The sequence below is a fragment of the Pelodictyon luteolum genome (assembly GCF_001622165.1).
GTDB lineage: Bacteria > Bacteroidota > Chlorobiia > Chlorobiales > Chlorobiaceae > Chlorobium > Chlorobium luteolum_B.
The window spans coordinates 1-16,140 of record NZ_LVWG01000032.1 but is presented as its reverse complement, the minus strand read 5'-3'; the positions used below and the strand labels follow the sequence as shown (position 1 = coordinate 16,140).

Annotated in this window: 15 protein-coding genes; 3 read left to right on the top strand and 12 right to left on the bottom strand. The window is 54.8% G+C overall.

The window, feature by feature from the left end; genetic code table 11:
• Positions 1-2: 2 nt before the first annotated feature.
• Positions 3-1,451: a circularly permuted type 2 ATP-grasp protein gene (locus tag A3K90_RS06345; RefSeq protein WP_011358132.1), complete on the bottom strand. Its 1,449-nt coding sequence runs from the start codon at positions 1,449-1,451 to the stop codon at positions 3-5.
• A 271-nt stretch (positions 1,452-1,722) separates the two neighbouring features.
• On the opposite strand from A3K90_RS06345, the gene A3K90_RS06340 reads away from it, so the two are divergent.
• The gene (locus tag A3K90_RS06340; RefSeq protein ID WP_011358131.1) at positions 1,723-2,736 is read left to right on the top strand and encodes an NAD-dependent epimerase; all 1,014 of its coding nucleotides are present in this window, start codon (positions 1,723-1,725) and stop codon (positions 2,734-2,736) included.
• An 18-nt stretch (positions 2,737-2,754) separates the two neighbouring features.
• A complete protein-coding gene (locus tag A3K90_RS06335; protein WP_303681732.1) occupies positions 2,755-3,546 on the top strand; it encodes a hypothetical protein in 792 nt (263 codons plus the stop codon).
• On the opposite strand, the gene A3K90_RS06330 is transcribed toward A3K90_RS06335, so the two are convergent.
• The gene (locus A3K90_RS06330) at positions 3,547-4,029 is read right to left on the bottom strand and encodes a helix-turn-helix domain-containing protein (RefSeq protein WP_303681731.1); all 483 of its coding nucleotides are present in this window, start codon (positions 4,027-4,029) and stop codon (positions 3,547-3,549) included.
• A gap of 485 nt (positions 4,030-4,514) precedes the next feature.
• On the opposite strand from A3K90_RS06330, the gene A3K90_RS06325 reads away from it, so the two are divergent.
• A complete protein-coding gene (locus A3K90_RS06325) occupies positions 4,515-5,045 on the top strand; it encodes a recombinase family protein (RefSeq protein WP_011358128.1) in 531 nt (176 codons plus the stop codon).
• Between the two features lie 955 nt (positions 5,046-6,000).
• Here the strand turns inward: A3K90_RS06325 and A3K90_RS06320 are convergent.
• The 10 genes from A3K90_RS06320 to A3K90_RS06275 all read right to left on the bottom strand — a co-directional run bounded on the left by A3K90_RS06320 (position 6,001) and on the right by A3K90_RS06275 (position 15,829).
• The gene (locus A3K90_RS06320) at positions 6,001-6,378 is read right to left on the bottom strand and encodes a response regulator (protein WP_011358127.1); all 378 of its coding nucleotides are present in this window, start codon (positions 6,376-6,378) and stop codon (positions 6,001-6,003) included.
• A 67-nt stretch (positions 6,379-6,445) separates the two neighbouring features.
• Positions 6,446-7,051 (bottom strand): chemotaxis protein CheD, encoded by a 606-nt coding sequence (locus A3K90_RS06315; protein WP_011358126.1) that lies wholly within the window; start codon positions 7,049-7,051, stop codon positions 6,446-6,448.
• Positions 7,048-9,408, bottom strand: a complete 2,361-nt coding sequence (locus tag A3K90_RS06310) for a sensor histidine kinase (RefSeq protein WP_303681730.1) — start codon at positions 9,406-9,408, stop codon at positions 7,048-7,050. Before A3K90_RS06310 ends, A3K90_RS06315 begins: the two co-directional genes overlap by 4 nt.
• Complete coding sequence (locus A3K90_RS06305) at positions 9,405-10,547, bottom strand: PAS domain-containing sensor histidine kinase (RefSeq protein ID WP_303681729.1); 1,143 nt, start codon at positions 10,545-10,547, stop codon at positions 9,405-9,407. The genes A3K90_RS06310 and A3K90_RS06305 overlap by 4 nt, the downstream gene beginning before the upstream one ends.
• A 135-nt stretch (positions 10,548-10,682) precedes the next feature.
• The gene (locus A3K90_RS06300; RefSeq protein ID WP_303681728.1) at positions 10,683-11,273 is read right to left on the bottom strand and encodes an exosortase-associated EpsI family protein; all 591 of its coding nucleotides are present in this window, start codon (positions 11,271-11,273) and stop codon (positions 10,683-10,685) included.
• Positions 11,270-11,749, bottom strand: a complete 480-nt coding sequence (locus tag A3K90_RS06295; protein WP_126343055.1) for a hypothetical protein — start codon at positions 11,747-11,749, stop codon at positions 11,270-11,272. Before A3K90_RS06295 ends, A3K90_RS06300 begins: the two co-directional genes overlap by 4 nt.
• Complete coding sequence (locus A3K90_RS06290; RefSeq protein ID WP_303681726.1) at positions 11,749-12,561, bottom strand: archaeosortase/exosortase family protein; 813 nt, start codon at positions 12,559-12,561, stop codon at positions 11,749-11,751. Before A3K90_RS06290 ends, A3K90_RS06295 begins: the two co-directional genes overlap by 1 nt.
• A complete protein-coding gene (locus A3K90_RS06285) occupies positions 12,558-14,513 on the bottom strand; it encodes a tetratricopeptide repeat protein (protein WP_157858165.1) in 1,956 nt (651 codons plus the stop codon). The genes A3K90_RS06290 and A3K90_RS06285 overlap by 4 nt, the downstream gene beginning before the upstream one ends.
• The gene (locus tag A3K90_RS06280) at positions 14,510-15,271 is read right to left on the bottom strand and encodes a PEP-CTERM sorting domain-containing protein (RefSeq protein ID WP_011358119.1); all 762 of its coding nucleotides are present in this window, start codon (positions 15,269-15,271) and stop codon (positions 14,510-14,512) included. Before A3K90_RS06280 ends, A3K90_RS06285 begins: the two co-directional genes overlap by 4 nt.
• A gap of 12 nt (positions 15,272-15,283) precedes the next feature.
• A complete protein-coding gene (locus A3K90_RS06275) occupies positions 15,284-15,829 on the bottom strand; it encodes a DUF4114 domain-containing protein (protein ID WP_303681725.1) in 546 nt (181 codons plus the stop codon).
• Between the last annotated feature and the right edge of the window lie 311 nt (positions 15,830-16,140).

The window sequence follows — 16,140 nt, the reverse complement described above, 5'->3', positions numbered from 1 at the left end:
GTTTATTCGTCGACGACCCAGGTGTCTTTGCTGCCCCCGCCCTGCGAGGAGTTGACGACCAGCGAACCTCGCTTGAGCGCCACGCGGGTCAGCCCACCGGGTACGATCGTGGTCTTTTTTCCGGTCAGCACATACGGGCGCAGATCGATGTGGCATCCGTACATCTCAGAGTCGTTGAGGAGGCTCGGATGGCGCGAGAGCGATATGGTCGGCTGTGCGATGTAGTTGCGGGGATTTGCCACGATGAGTTCCCTGAACTGTTCCTGCTCCTGCGCAGTCGACTCGGGTCCGATCAGCATGCCGTATCCGCCGGATTCGTTGGCGGACTTGACCACCAGCTCGTCAAGATGCTCAAGGATATACTTCATGTCGGACGGGGTTCCCGGCAGCCAGGTCGGGACGTTTTCGAGCACGGGGTCCTCCCCGAGGTAGTATTTGATCATCTTCGGCACGAAGCTGTATATGACCTTGTCGTCGGCAATGCCGGTGCCGATGGCATTAGCCAGAGTCACATTGCCTTTCCGGTAGGCATTGATGAGCCCTGCGACCCCGAGCTTGGAGTCGGGCCTGAAGCAGAGCGGATCGAGATAGGCATCGTCGACGCGCCGGTAGATCACATCGACCCGTTCAAGTCCCCGTGTGGTCCGTTTGTAGACGACATTGTCGTTTACGACGAGGTCACGGCCCTCGGTGAGCTCCACGCCCATCTGACGGGCAAGGAAGCTGTGTTCGAAGTATGCGGAGTTATAGATGCCCGGGGTGAGCACCACGACGTTGGGTTCCCTCTGGAGCGGCGGGCTCACTTCCTGAAGGGTGCGGAGCAGCTCCTGCGGGTAGTCTTCCACGGGGCGCACCTTGTACTGGCTGAAAAGAACCGGGAAGGCCCGTTTCATCGCCTGACGGTTCTGCAGCATGTAGGAGACACCGCTCGGGGTCCGGAGGTTGTCCTCAAGCACCAGATACCGGCCTTCCCCGTCCCGGATGATGTCGCTGCCGGCAACGTGGATGTATATGCCCTGCGGCGGGGTGACGCCGACGAACTCGCGGCGGAAATGCTGGCTGCCGAGTATGAGTTCTGCCGGAATGACCTTGTCGCGCAGGATATTCTGGGTATGGTAGATGTCGTAGAGAAAGAGGTTCAACGCCGCAATCCTCTGGGCGAGCCCCCGTTCGATAAGCGCCCATTCCGCCGCCGGGATGACCCTCGGAATGAGGTCGAAGGGGAAGATCCTCTCAATGCCCTCCTCAAGACCGTAGACGGTGAAGGTGATGCCCTGGCTGCGGAAGAAGATGTTCGTCATCTCCCTCCTTGTTTTCACATCCTCCTGTGAAAACATGGCGAACCGCCGGAGCAGCTTTTCATAATGGGGCCTCGGCCCTCCCTCCCGCGCGACAAGCTCGTCGAAAAACCGGGATGCATCAGCATCGTAGTTGTCGAAAAAACGCTTCATGTCCGTCTGTTTACTATTGTTTGCGGGGACTTTTGCAACCCTCGCCCTATATATACTTAATTTTTTATGGAAATAAATATTATGAGCCTTAAAAAATTACATTTATGAAGAAAATATGATGCTCTCTCGACAGCGTTCATCTTTTTTTGCCCTCTCCGGTCATTGTTTCGGGGCTTTTTTGCCTTGTAGGGCCCCATAATTGTTCCTATACTTGAGTACTGGCCTATCACTCCGCCCGACGGGGCATAACGCACAAAACGACTGCATTGCAATGAATGTACTGGTGACCGGCGCTGCCGGATTTATAGGCTCCAGCGTCTCGGGGAGACTGCTCGAGCGAGGCGATTGTGTAACGGGGGTCGACAACATGAACGACTATTATGAGGTCTCGCTGAAGGAGGCCCGCCTCCAACAGCTTACCCCGCACGAGGCATTCACCTTTGTTGAGGCCGATATTGCCGACAGGAAGGCGATGGAGGAACTGTTTGCCCGGGGGAAATTCGACCGGGTCGTCAATCTTGCCGCCCAGGCCGGCGTGCGCTACTCCATCACCAACCCGCACTCCTACATCGAAAGCAACATTGTCGGGTTCATCAACATTCTTGAGGGGTGCCGACACAACGGTGTCCGGCATCTGGTTTATGCTTCATCAAGCTCGGTATACGGCGCCAACGAAACCATGCCGTTCTCGGTGCATGACAATGTCGACCATCCTCTTTCGCTGTATGCCGCAAGCAAGAAGGCCAACGAACTGATGGCCCACACCTACAGCCATCTTTACCGGCTCCCGACAACCGGCCTGCGTTTCTTTACCGTTTACGGCCCGTGGGGCAGGCCCGACATGGCGCTGTTCCTTTTCACCGACGCCATCCTGAAGGGCAAGCCGATCAAAGTCTTCAACTACGGCAAACACCGTCGCGACTTCACCTACATCGACGACATCGTCGAGGGGGTCATCCGTACCCTCGACCATGTGGCAGAGCCGAACCCGCTGTGGTCGGGGGCAAAACCCGATCCCGGTTCCAGCCGCGCGCCCTGGAGGGTATACAACATCGGCAACAGTAAACCCGTCGAGCTGATGGACTATATCGCAGCCCTTGAGCGAGAGCTCGGCCGGACTGCTGAAAAGGAGATGCTTCCGCTCCAGCCCGGTGACGTGCCCGACACCTACGCCGATGTGGACCAGCTGATCGAGGATGTGCAGTACAAGCCTTCAACCACCGTTGATGACGGTATCAGGCGGTTTGTTGCATGGTATCGTGAGTACTACGGCATCAACGGCTGACAATTCAAGTGCTGCTGCATGCTGAGGGAAATCATTAAGAACGCAACCGGACGCGACCTCCCCATATCGGGAGGGTCCGGTATGGCTTATGACGATCCGGTGATTGTCGATGTGACGGATTCCATGGTGGCAGCGAGGGTGGAGATGGAAGTGGTCCACGCGCTTTCCACCAAACTCGGGCTGTACTGGAATACTGTCCATAAAGAGGTTGCCAGAGGGCTTCATGGCGACGTGGAGAAGCTGGACTATGAGGTCAAGCGTGTCGAGGGAGAACAGGTAATCATCGAAACGCGCAGCGTTTACTTTGATGTGTCCAGAGCTGTTTCTCCATCCGAAAAGACGCCGATCCCGATGATCTATCTGGGGGATCGGGCAGCCCTCTCTCTTCCCTACGAAATCGGTTGGGTTCACTATACCGGCATGATCGACAACGAGGTGGAAAATCCCGGTCTCGGGGTGAGCGTTTCCTATGATGGGCCCCAGATGAGGGGCACCCTCTTTGTCTACGACAAGGAACTGGTGGCGCTCGATATCCGGCAGACCCCTGAACCGGTCCATCAGGAGTTCAATGCAGCTACGGAGGATATGGCAAGGATCTATGGAGATGCGAGGGTGATCAGGGACATTTCAAAGCCAGGCCTCCTGGCGAAAGTATATGCAGTCGGCGATGCCATCAGCGTGCTTCAGCTGACGACGGTTGCAGGCCGGTTCATGCTGTTCCGCCTGACCCTCGAACCGCCTCTTGAACAGCATAACTTTGCCTGCCTGCAACAGTCCATCTCCTTTTTTGAAGCCATGGTCGGTGCCTGATCACCTGCAGCCGGCCGCTGACTTCATGCGGAAGGCGGCTTCGTCTGTCATCGCCCTGCTGCAGCTCCCTTCCCTGAAATAGACCTTCCGTACCGTACAGGATTTCCCCGTGTTGCTGTCGATGGCCGTGCTGAGGTGGAAGTGGGGCTTCCGGGCGCTTTCGGGGACGACAATGGCCAGAACCATACGCCGGCGGTGCATTTCAATGTAGGCGTCGACGTCGGGGACGGGGTCGATATGGTGGCGGATTGCCTCATAGACGACTTCAAGCGCTTCTTTTTCACTCTGGATGCCGACAATGCTTCCGTCATCGTCAATGCCGATGAGCATGACGCCTCCGCCGGTGTTGGCGAATGCGGCTATTGGACGGGCGATTTTCTGGGGTGAGTGGACTTTCCGCTTGAATTCGGTGTATAGTCCCTCTCCTTCTCCTACGAGCTCGAGAAGGGGGCGTGCGGAATGCGGGCGGCGGATGAGATGCATGGTGCTCCTCCGTCTTGGGGTTCGTGGAATTCCTGCCGCGGGCGGCGGCATTTCCCTACCTGTTCCTTCATCATACGCAGGGCTTTTGAGAAAAACAAGCTGGGAGCCTGAATCCCTGAACCGCCACCTTCATTGTTGCAGAAAAGACACGATTGGCCCTCACGCGGCGGCGGTGATGCTTTTGGCGTTGTCTTTTTTTGTGCCTGTGACCCGGATGAGGGTCAAATAAGCCCGTGATGAGCCCGTACATTGAATTTACAAAGCCTCTGCCTTCCGGACTTTTATGTGATGAATGAGTTTCGCGACATTTTCAGGCGCCTTTGGAAGGCCCCTCAAATGCCGAGCAGTGTCATTGCGAAGCGGTCGTGTTATGAGACAGCTGGTAAGGGGGTAGAAATGCCCCCTTTTCCGGGCCGTATCTGTCTTATAAATGCGTACTGTATTTCTATAGTCCATCTACCCATAAAAACAAGCCGTTTTAAAGAATGACCGATACAACAACAAAAACCGGAAGGCAGATAGGCTATGCCCGAGTCTCGACTACCGGTCAGGAACTCAACCTGCAGCTTGATGCCCTGAAGCAAGCCGGCATACCTGACAAACTCATCTTCATCGACAAGGCAAGTGGAGCAAAAACGGAACGGCCGGGTCTCGCAGCCTGCATGACGGAACTGCAGGCAGGGGATACGCTCGTCATCTGGCGGCTGGACCGACTCGGCCGGTCCCTGAAACACCTCATCGAGATCGTCGAAGAGCTGAAGGGCCGGGGAGTAGGGTTCCGCTCAATCAGTGACGGCGGTATTGATACCACCACCGCGTCCGGCGAGATGGTGTTCAACATCTTCGCTACCCTGGCGCAATTCGAGCGGCGATTGATCCAGGAGCGGGCGCAGGCAGGGTTGAAGGCCGCCCGGTCAAAAGGCAAGAAGGGGGGGCGGCCGAAGATCACTGCTGATGATCCGAAGGTGCAGATGGCAAAGAAAATGAGCAAGAACCTCAGCATCAGTGTCGGGTGAGCTTCTGACTGACGGTATACCTCCTGCCAGCCTTCTCGTCATAGGCCGTAACCCGCTCATCCCTAAAGTTTAGAACCTTGCCGGTCCGCATAAGAGGCGTTAGTACACTTGCGCCGGGTGCGACGTGAAGTCGCAGAATTGAACTGTTCTTTGAACCAGCAGTGCCGTCTGTTGCCCTCACCGAGACATGCAAGCAGGGTAACCAACTTGTGTGAAGCTCTCGGATAAACGTACCCGCAGAAAAACTGTAGGCCGACCCGTGAGGGAACGCTGAATCTGCCAGTAGCAGGCGGAGAGGGGCAAGAGGGAGCGCGATATGGCCAACATATGTGAATCGTCGTAACTGCCGTAAAGTGTGACGAGTGAAAGCTACTGTAACACTCGAACCAAAAGGTAAGCGGGTTGGATAGAGGTAACCGGTGTTCCTCTACACGGTCGATAACTCCCGCCGGCGGAAAGACGGGGCCTAACTCGTTCGCATGTTCAATCTGCGGAACACGGTAAACCCATAGTTCCGCCTTACAATTTGTAAGGCAATCAAACCGCAAGGAATGACCATGGAGCTGTGGGCAGAAGATCAAGGAGAAAGCGAATGCTGGCCTGTAATGGACCAGATAGGGGTTGCAACATCACCCCATGCGAAAGCAGGCAGACTTCCTTGAGGTCTCGCGCTACAGAAATGCCGGAGAACCTGCATTATGATGGAAAGCAAATGTACGTGGATTTATATCCATGTGTGCGCCATCAAGATCATTGTGATCAAGCAGGCTGCGGTTCTACTGTAGAGGTAAGGACTATATCCTTACTGGGTGCACTTGTGTGCTTTTGCGAGGCTTGAGCCCGGTACGGTGAAAGTCGTACGCCGGGTTCTGAGGGGACGGTGGCGTAGTAATACGCCGCTGTTACCCGATCATACTTAATCCTGGCTTAAGCCCTCCCCATTCAATGCATCCCATCATGAATTTTTTTTGAGGATACCATTAATGATATTAGTGATTTCATCCGGTTCGACAGGCTTCGTGATATATGCAATCGGGTTGAGTTTCTCTGCATTGATGATTTCATGCGTCTGTGCCCTGGCGGAAAGGAAGATGAACGGAATTGCGGACAGTGCTGCGTCCTGAAGCACTTTTCTGCGGAGCTCAAGTCCGTCCATAACCGGCATCATTACATCAGAGAGAATGAGATCGGGCACGTTGTTTTTACATATATCAAGGGCTACACTGCCGTTTTCTGCGACCATGACATGAAAGCCTTTTGACTCAAGGACGTAGGAAATCAGCCTTTTTGTATGTGGTTCGTCTTCAACGAGAAGGATTGTTTGCTGGGCCATGGTGATGATGTCTTTGTGATACTTACTGCATAATTTAATTGAACTTAACGATGCCGTGATGAAAATCCTAATTGTCGGGGTTCTCGATATTGTGGGTGAAGTAATCGAAAAGCATCTCTTCGGGGTTGTTTCCTGTGGTCTGGAAAATTCTGCCGGTTTTTGTCTCCATTCTAGCCATCATCCGCTCACTGCCTCCTGTCATGGTTCGACAGATTGGGAGATTTCTTTGCAGGATGAGGCTGGTCAGTGATCGTAGGTTGTCAATATGTATGGTATCGTGTTCGCGCCTTAGGACATTGGCACCGCCGATAAGGCAAATGAGAAGATTTCCCGGGTCTGCCCCTTCGTTCTGCATTACGCTGAAGAGCGTTTCGAGGGCATGGGCGGCATAGCGGTCCTTTCCTGTCTCAGCATGTGCCGGAGGGACTCCCGGCAGCATGACATGCGCCAGTCCTCCGACTCGAGTTCCCGGATCGTATGCACAGACGGCTATGCATGAGCCAAGGGGGCTGGAAATCAGCACTCTGCCGGGACCTGCCGCTGTAACCTCGCCGGTATAGGCGACGATGTGCGGTGTTTCATGCCGGGCACCGTATCCGTCATAATAATGTTCTCCAAATGTACTCCGGAACTTGAAGGCGTCCTCCGTATCTGTCTTCGCAGTTTTCTTCATGATTGGACCTCTCTTTGATTGGAGGCAGTTTCCTGTTGCAGCGGTAATGCCATGGTGAAGACCGTTCCCCCTTCCGGGGGACATTCAAAGTCGAGCTGTCCCTGATGCTTATGAACAATGATGTCATAGGAAATACTCAGTCCGAGACCCGTACCGATTCCGCGTTCCTTTGTCGTATAAAACGGGGTGAAGATTTCCTGCCTAACCGACTGCTCGATGCCCGGACCGTCATCGGTAATCGAGCAGTAGATCCGTGTGGTGTCAGCCCAGGTTTTTATTCCTATCTGTCCCTTGACGGTTCTTTTCTGTTGCCTGATGGCCTGCAGGCTGTTCATCAGGAGGTTCAGGACAACCTGGCCGATTTGAGACGGATTGCACGCCACCGCGGGGATTTTACCGAGGTCAGTCCGGATATCGGCGGTGTCGGCGCTCTCATGGTTGACGATCAACAGGGTGTCCTGAATTGTTTTATTGATGTTTGAGTTGATGTGTGTATCAGTCAGGTTCTTGAAGGAGAAGTTTCGCATGCTCCGGGTAATGCCGGTAATGCGTTCCACCCCGTGCCGTGTCGATGCAATTACTGCTGAAAGGTTTTCCATCAGGCCATCAATATCGATGGCTTCTTCCCGGGAACGGATTTCTCTGGTTATAGGGCTGCATGCATCTATGCTTTCCATACCCTCAAGCAACTGTCGGTAGAGGGTGACAAGGTTGGTAAGGTTGGGGAAGTCCTCATCGAGGTTTGCAATATTCAGGCGGATGAAATTAAGTGGATTATTGATTTCGTGGGTAAGACCTGATGCGAGGTTGCCGATCATCTCCATTTTCTTTGCATGCTCAAGCTGATGCCGCATCAGTTCCTGATGTTCAACAAAGAGTTTGTTTTCGATGATCTCCCAGGTCTGGTCAGCAAGGGCTGCTACCCAGAAGGCATCATCCTCGTCATAGTATCGCGATTTGTTGCCAACGCCGAGGATCGCCATGACCCTGCCGTTTCGGATGATTGGAACTGCCATGTCCCGCAAAAGCTCTGCGTGGTCCTCCGGCAGACCTTTACGATTCGGAGCTGAGGGGTAATCGTTATGGGTGACGGTGCGCTTTTCACGGATGGCATCGGCCCATATTCCGGCATGGTCGAGCTGGTAATGCCCGTACATGTCTTTCATGCGGCACATGGATTCAATCGTCCTCGTTGACCAGGCCTGCATGGATATGGTTTCATGTTCCGCTTCGATGAAATGAAAAAAACCGATTCGACTTTCCGTCCACTCTTCAGCTTCGTCGATTGTTGCCTGAAGGATCTTCCTGACGGAAGCGTTCTTCATCATTTCCACTTGTTTTATCCGGAATGCCGAAAGCCGCTCAAAGTGCTTCAGCATGCGTTCCCGGCTTTTCTGGGTTTCGAGGTTCTGTCGGTCAAGCTCTCTCGAATGCAGGCTTATACCGAGTGAAGCGATAAGGTCCTGAAGTACGGCATGCTGGATATGGTCTGAAATGTATCTGCTCGGAACCGATACTGTCAGCCATCCGTACGGTTGATCGTTAAAGCAGATCCCGATGCTCAGGTGTCCGAATCCCTCAAAGTCTTCCGACATTGGGCATGCACTGCATTTCAAGCGGGGTGAACTGATAACCTGCCCGTCTGCGGTGTTCATGGACCGTGACGCACACCCGGAGATCTTGCCCTCTTTAAGCATGGTGTCGAGGCGGGCGGTTTCATCGGTCGTCAACCCTGTATGAAAGAATCGGCCATCGGGAACCCGTGTACGGTCAACAAGGGCTATCCAGGCACTTTCGGCTCCGTGTTGTTCAACCAGTTCCCGGCATACGCTCGTCAGCAGGGTTTCGTCACATTGCTCTCTGGCGCGTTCCTGGCTACTGCTGAAGAGATCTTGGGTGAGGTTTCCCCGCGAAGCATCCTGGAGCTCTTCGGCGTGCGTGAGCGCAAGGGTGATGACTTCAAGAGCATCATACTGCTTGATGGTGAGCCGACGGGGCTTATCTGCGAGCATGGTCAGGTATGCATACCCTCCGCTTCTCAGCGAGACGGGAAAGCTCAATGTATGTTCAAAGCCTGTATGTTCAAGGATCCAGTGGTCCATGGCAGGCCCTTCGTGCTCCTGCGGCATCGTTATGCCCAAAAGCCCTTTGCTGACAGCATGGCCTGCAGCCAGGTACCGGGTTTTGCCATCTTCCCTGATCCTGATGTAGAGAGATGCCGGGCAGTCGCTCATCTCACATGCCCTGCGTGTCAGGCTGCGCATGTTTTCCGGGAATGAGGCGCAGAGCGACGAAATGGTTTCCTGAAGGAAAGCGTAGGAGCGCCTGCGGGGTGCTTCGGGGGGTGTGCAGATCATGAAACACTTTCGCTTATGGGTAAAGAGGTCACGCTATCGATGCCGTTGCTGAAGGGGATTACGACTGTTATGGTCGTTCCGGCACCTTCATCGCTCTCGATGGCAATGGAGCCTTCATGAGCATCGACGATCTGCTTGGCAATAGAGAGTCCGAGGCCGTACCCGTTAGGGGTGAATCCGGATCGCTCGACGCGGTAGAACTGTTCAAAAACATGCGGCAGGTCGCGTGCAGGAATCCCGAGTCCTGAATCGATGACCTTTACGATGATGGAGGAACGGGAGGTATCTGCATCAGCGCGTAACTCAATCCAGCCTCCCATCGGTGTGTGTTTTACAGCATTGTCAATCAGGTTGAAAAATACCCTTTTGATGGCATCGGGATCCATGACGAGTGTCAGTGGGCCATCGGGTAACTTCTGGTTCAGGGTGACGCCGTTGCGGGTAGCCTGTCCGGCCATGGTGCCAGCGAGTTCCTCAAGGATGGCTATGAGATCTGCCGGTCTCTTTTTCAGTACGCCCGCACCGGCAGTGATGCGGGAAAGAGAGAGTACATCCTCTACGAGGGATGAGATTTTCAGGGTTTCGATGTTGAGAATGGATAGGAACTCCCTGAACTGTCCCGTGTCCAGCACGGCTTCATCCTGACGGAGGACACTGGTAAAGCCGAGAATGCTGAAGAGCGATGTGCGGAGTTCGTGAGAGAAATTCCCGATAAAGTCCTGCATCTGCCGCCGCTGTGTCTGCATTGCTTCCCGGTCGCGGTTCAGTCGGCTCTGATCGAACGCTACGATCAGGATGAATCGTTGGCCATCAAGGTCGACAGGGCTCATTTCAGTGTGGAGATCCATCTGGCTTCCGTCCGGCTTCCGGCAGCGCCAGTCTGCGGTTGCATCATTTCTGTTTTCAACATCCCTGAACAGCGCCAAAGCTTCAAGAGATGCATCGCCTCCATCCTGTCCGCAGTCGGAAAGAAGAGTGGTGATGTCGGTACCGATGAGTCCTTCACTGCCGGGTCCCTGAAACAGGTCTAGCGCCCGGGAATTGGCATCAATGACTATGCTGCCCTGCTGCAGCCACATCGGCGCCGGTGCGTGCTTGAACAGAATGGTGTCGGGTTTTGATTGGGTTTGTTGTGACATGGCGCTGTCGAATAGATGTAATGTTTCAGAAATGAGGGTGGTATCGGTTTCGATTCGGGGTTAAAGTGGAGCATTTTTGTGCGATATATGGCTGTAATATAACAACATGGATCTCGTTTTTATGCGCGTTGCGGGTTAAACTTCAAAAAGGAAAAGACATCGCTCCAAGAGCGACTGCCAGTCAGGACGATCATGCTCGATGGACTGCAGGATCAACAAGACCGGTTCCTTGCCCGATGCGCCGAAGGTCAGTCTCCGGAGAGTGGTCTGAAGCCAGTACCGGAGGACGGAACTATGGCGGGATGAGCCGTCGGAAAACCAGAAGACGGCCTCTCTCTGTTGTCCTTTCCTGGTGAGAGAGAGCAGGGTTGCCGTTCCTCCGTCGACAACGAGTCGTCTGCTTTCCGTAATCTCCCACCCAGCTCCTTTGATGCAATAGAGCGGATCATGAACAGCATGCCGGTTCGCCGATCCATCGACGGCAATCAGGATGAACGCCCCGTTCCGGCACTGATAGAAACGTTTGAGAACGCGAGCCGTTCCGTAGAATGCGGTTTCTTCAGGGGAGAATGGAAGGGAACGGGATGCAAACAGCGATCCCTTTTGCCGCAGTGCAGCAAGCCGGTCACTACTGACCCCTGGCGTAAGCCATTCCGCCGCAGTTCCGAAGAGTACCGCCAGGGCCAGAAGCGCCCAGAGCATCGTGTTGTTGTGCCTGTCGTTCATCGCCGTTCCATCCTCCTGCTTCTAAGCACAGCGGCAAGCCAGCCCGCTGCGGTGAGGGCCAATAGGAGCCTTGCCGGAAGGATATGGCCGAAGAAGAGCCGGCTGCCGATCCAGCCGAAGGCGGGCATCCATGATATCGATGAGAGCAGCCACAGCAACTGATGCGGTGAGAATGGAATCCAGCTCGCAAGAGCCAGGGCCAGTCCGGCATGCTGGAGGATGTGAAGTGATCCGGCCTGGCCCAGAAGGGCAAGAAGGAGTGCCGCTGTCAGCATGGCTGTACCATACTGGCGCGATCCTGCACCTAACAGTGCCGAGGTCCCTGACATGAAGACCGGAAGACACCAGACGAGCAACGCTATCCATCCATACTGGTCGTATCCGGAGTGCTCCCATGCCGCAAGAAGGTCGCGTGCCTGCCATATGCACCAGAGCGTAATGGCAAGTCGCGGTGCGATGATCCAGTGGTCTCGCATTATGCTTGTGCGGTTTTATTATTCAGAAGGGTTCTCTGCAGGGTGAAGATAGCCCAGCATAGCCCGAACATTAGGATCAGTACGCCCCAGCCGCCCCATTCATGGAACAGGCCTGCCGCGAATTCGGGTGATACAGCAAGAGCTGCCAGAGCGATAGCCACGATGCGCACCGTGTTGGCAATCCATGAGATGACGACCAGCAGCGGAAGGTTGAGCCAGTATATCGGGTGGTGGCCGAGAATGATATAGGCGAGTGCCGAACCGGCAATCAGCATCGACTGCAGGGAATGCATCCCCGAGCAGGCGGCCGTCACCTCAACAGGCAGGCCCTGTATCAGCAGCCTGGTTCCGTCCTGGACCACATGGAACCCTGTAAGAGAGAAGAATTCTCCAGCTGCCCAGCTGCCAGAAAGCCTGAACCACCAGCCAACGGCCTGAGCGTCCAGCAGGAGCCATGGGAACGCCATCATCGGCAGGATCAGCAGTTTTGCGATCCGCCGCCGGTCCGCGGGTTCGATACGGATTGAGAGCCAGCTCCAGAGCAGAACGGTCCAGCTGATGGCCAGAAGAAACATCCAGCCTGTTACGATGCCGATAATGAAAGCCCCTGTCGTGACGGCAAGGCCTCCTGTCGGCACACGGAACGCTCCGGGAAGGAATTTCCAGGGGCTTCCGAGCCAGAACATACAGGGTATGGCCAGAAGAATGGGGAGGGTGTCGGCCGGCTGCATCATCCATGATAGATCGTGTATCCAGATGAAGAGGGCCAGAATCAAGAGCGCAGCGATGATTGGGTAATCGCGAGCTGTCATTGCCGGTTCTCCTTCTCGGCTTTGTTGATGGCCGCGAGGTTGGCCTGAAGCTCCATTCTGTCTGGAAACTCTTTGATCAGCTCCATGGTCAGGATTTTGCAGGTATTCCAGTCTTTCTGGCGGTATGCGAGCATGGCCAGGTAGGCTTTGGCTTCGGCCGACCGGTCTGCCAGCGATGTATAGATGGCGCGGGCTTTTTCGGGTTCTCCTTCAGCAAGCGCGATGCGGGCCAGAATTTCTTTGCCTGCCGTACTGCTGAATAGTTCGGGTTGGCGCTGGAGTGCATTCCGGGCTTTGAGGGTCGCTTTTTGGTCCAGATAGGCAAGGCTCTGCAGCCATGCTGCGCGGTAGCCAATCGCAGATTTGCTCTTGGTCAGTGGCTCGAGCATTTCGATACTGGCAGCTCTCTCCTTGTTTGCGAGCAGGATCTCTCCGGTCAGCAGTGTCATTTCCGGTGTGGGCCGCTGGCTGCGGGCAAACGCCAGAGCTGCTTTCGCATCCCTGTTGAAGCGTAGAGACTGCGTCACTCCGTAAATGTACCAGTCGGGGATGCCTTCCGGTATGGCTCCCTTGCCCCGCAATTGCAGGGCGGCTTCCATCCAGCCGCCTGCCATGAAGACCGCAGCAAAAGCTTCATCGCTATGCAGGAGGCGGTCAAGCTTGGGGTCGGGTTTTTCCCTCATAGCGATCCGTTCCAACTGTTCGAACAGCTGGTGTCTCTGTTCGGTGTTGCGGCCACTTGCACCAAACGCATTTGCATCCATCGGCTGGGGTTTCTCGAGCCGGTAGGCAAGGAGCCGTTCCAGTGCCTTCTCGAGATCGGGGTTCCAGGACGATCGTTTGAACGGGTGGACGAGAATGATGTCGTAGCATTTTTCTTCCTCTTTGTTCCGGAGAGCTTCCAGGATGCGCAGCCAGTAGGCTTCCTGGCGCCTTTCGAGCACCATCTGGCCTTTGGCAACTTCTTTTTCGAACAGGCCATCATCCCAGAATTGCCCCTCAGGAAGCTCTTGCAGGTAGATGACGAGTGGCGCAAGCTCTCCATATATGTCAGCAGGATCGGTTTTGCCAATCGATGCCGGTGTCGTCACCCTGCTCCAGAAAAGAGCCTTCAGCCTGATGAAATCGGCTGAGCGTTCATTGAGATCCCGTGCCCATGTCTGCACTGCAAGGCCGATCTGCCCGCGGCGGCGGTAGAATTCCGCGAGCTGATCCCGATAGAGTGGATTGTCCGGAAGGGCGAGGTGGGCTGCGACATATTCAACCCGGGCCATCTTTTCTTTACCCATCCGCTCCAGTATCTGTGCCCTGAAAGAACGGACATCAGGATTTTTCGGGGCTACGCTGTAGGCCTGCTCCAGATATTGCCAGGCTTGCTGCAGGTTCCCGCCTGCCGTTAGCAGAGCAAGCCTGTTGAGCCTTGCCGCATCAGCCTGACCTTCGAAAGATCTGGAGCGCAAGAGCTTCAGGGCTCCGGCCGTGTCTTGTTGAAGGATGAGGGCGTCGACATCGAGAGCAAACCAGAGTTCTGGCTGCTTTTCCTGCGATTCCCATGCTTTTCTGAATGTGACATAGCTTTTCATGTCCCCGGTTGCAAGCATCGCGCGGGCCACAATCATCGATCCCTTTTCGTGCTGCATGAACGCTTCGGGATGGCGATCGTACAGAGCGCTCAGGCGCCCAACATTGCCGAGTGCACTGAGGGCCTCTATTTCGAGGTGGAGCCATTCGCTGTTACTGTCGGGAACGGAGCTGTCCCTCATCCGGATGATCTCGAATGCTTTTGCCGCCCTTTGGTCGTTGAGAAAGGTTTTTGCCTCTGTGTATGCAGTTTTGTCTCTTGATTCCTTGATGACTGCGCGTATGGCGGGAAGACCGAAATACACGCCGCCACCCGTCAAGAGGATGAGGGCCCCGATGATGATGAGCCGCACGGTCCGGTGCTGTTTCATGCCTGGGAGCATTTAGGGGCCACGATGCGCTGGCGGTTTCTGAGAAATGCCACCATGAGCAGGAAGCTGCCGAGAATGAGCAGGGTCGAGGGTTCAGGCGCGGCGGTCATGGCGGAGACATTCGCTGCTCCGATATCAACGGCGAAGAGCAGATCGTTGAAGTCCGCTCCTCCAATCCAGTCGCTGATGGTGTCCTCGAAACCGAGGAGAAGATAGGGGCTGTCACTTATTGCGTAGGCGACGGCATGCTCAATCATGTCGCTTGTGGAAACGGTATTGGTGCGGGTGAAGCCCAGATTGGTGGTCATGTAAAAATCGAGCTGTGAACCACCTTCCACATTACCCAGATCAATGAAATCCCCCGGCATCAGGCGGTTTCTGTCGAATGTACTGAAGCTCGTCTTGAAAATGGGTGCGACAGCTCCATCATTGGTGCTGTATCCCAATGTGTTGATATAATTGGAGGTCGTGCCTATATAATAGACCCTCACACCGGAGGTCGTTGTCAGACTGATACTCGAGGGGTCCAGACTGACGAGAGGAATGTCACCAATGCTTTCCCTCTCGTAAAGGTTTAGACCAAGATTGTCTTGCAATGTTTCCAGATAGGTCGCATTGAAGGGATCCGTATCAGTTGCTGTGAGTCCGGTTGCTGAAAGCGGGCCTGCAAGGAGTAGTCCCGCAAGGAGGAGGGTTGCGGGGAGTTTCTTGACTGCTTTGTTCGGAACCGGTCCATCTGCTGCTATTGAGGGATGCATATTGGGGCGGAGTTAGTTGATTCGAGGGTATTGTTCTGGATCACTATGCGGAGAAAACCGGCTGCTATGCCGCAGATAGAGAACGACAAGCAGGAAGCTGGTGAGAAGAAGCATGGTCGAGGGTTCTGGCGCGGTTGTCAACGGCTGGATCGCAACGGCGAACAGCAGATCGTTGAAATCACCGTCACCTCCACCAAGAAGGTCTTCGAATCCGATCAGAAGGTATGGGCTGTCAGCTGGAACCCATGATATGGCATGGGTCAAGCCGTCGGGACTTGTCGTTGCGTCTGTGGAAAAGGTCGTCGTGCCGCCGTTGGCGCCGTTGGCGATGAGGAAAAAGTCGAGTTGTGCGCCTGCTTCAAAGCTGCCCAGGTCGACGAAGTCTCCCGGTACGAGAGGAAAGTTCACATTGGCTGCGGCCTTTGTGAGATCGGTTGCGTTGTTGTATGATGGATTGACGGAGGCCTCGGGAAATATGAGGCTTCGATCGCCCGTCGTACTGGTGAATCCGAGAGTGTTGTCATATCCGGCCCCCTCTCCTACAAAATATATTCTCACATCAGAGTCTGTTGCAAGAGTGAGCAACGATGGGTCAATGCGGAGGCTCGTGGTATAGTTGTTTGTGTACTCGGGTAGGTTCGTGCTGACCCAGGGAACCAGCGTCTCTGAGTAGTATTCCAAGAATGTCGTCGCATTCTCATCCGACCCTGACGCATAAACTGGCGAGGCAATGTCCAGCCCGAACGGCCGGGCGTCTGACTGAATGCTGGATTCTTCCGCTGCATTGGCGGCTCGTGGCCCAGCCATCGGACAATGTCAACGAAGATGACGCATTTTTTTGAAAAAAACATTCACTTTTCAGCCGGGTT

Coding starts and splice junctions, on each gene's coding strand:
- A3K90_RS06345 (WP_011358132.1), bottom strand. CDS start 1,451: ATGAAGCGTTTTTTCGACAACTACGATGCTGATGCATCCCGGTTTTTC.
- A3K90_RS06340 (WP_011358131.1), top strand. CDS start 1,723: ATGAATGTACTGGTGACCGGCGCTGCCGGATTTATAGGCTCCAGCGTC.
- A3K90_RS06335 (WP_303681732.1), top strand. CDS start 2,755: ATGCTGAGGGAAATCATTAAGAACGCAACCGGACGCGACCTCCCCATA.
- A3K90_RS06330 (WP_303681731.1), bottom strand. CDS start 4,029: ATGCATCTCATCCGCCGCCCGCATTCCGCACGCCCCCTTCTCGAGCTC.
- A3K90_RS06325 (WP_011358128.1), top strand. CDS start 4,515: ATGACCGATACAACAACAAAAACCGGAAGGCAGATAGGCTATGCCCGA.
- A3K90_RS06320 (WP_011358127.1), bottom strand. CDS start 6,378: ATGGCCCAGCAAACAATCCTTCTCGTTGAAGACGAACCACATACAAAA.
- A3K90_RS06315 (WP_011358126.1), bottom strand. CDS start 7,051: ATGAAGAAAACTGCGAAGACAGATACGGAGGACGCCTTCAAGTTCCGG.
- A3K90_RS06310 (WP_303681730.1), bottom strand. CDS start 9,408: ATGATCTGCACACCCCCCGAAGCACCCCGCAGGCGCTCCTACGCTTTC.
- A3K90_RS06305 (WP_303681729.1), bottom strand. CDS start 10,547: ATGTCACAACAAACCCAATCAAAACCCGACACCATTCTGTTCAAGCAC.
- A3K90_RS06300 (WP_303681728.1), bottom strand. CDS start 11,273: ATGAACGACAGGCACAACAACACGATGCTCTGGGCGCTTCTGGCCCTG.
- A3K90_RS06295 (WP_126343055.1), bottom strand. CDS start 11,749: ATGCGAGACCACTGGATCATCGCACCGCGACTTGCCATTACGCTCTGG.
- A3K90_RS06290 (WP_303681726.1), bottom strand. CDS start 12,561: ATGACAGCTCGCGATTACCCAATCATCGCTGCGCTCTTGATTCTGGCC.
- A3K90_RS06285 (WP_157858165.1), bottom strand. CDS start 14,513: ATGAAACAGCACCGGACCGTGCGGCTCATCATCATCGGGGCCCTCATC.
- A3K90_RS06280 (WP_011358119.1), bottom strand. CDS start 15,271: ATGCATCCCTCAATAGCAGCAGATGGACCGGTTCCGAACAAAGCAGTC.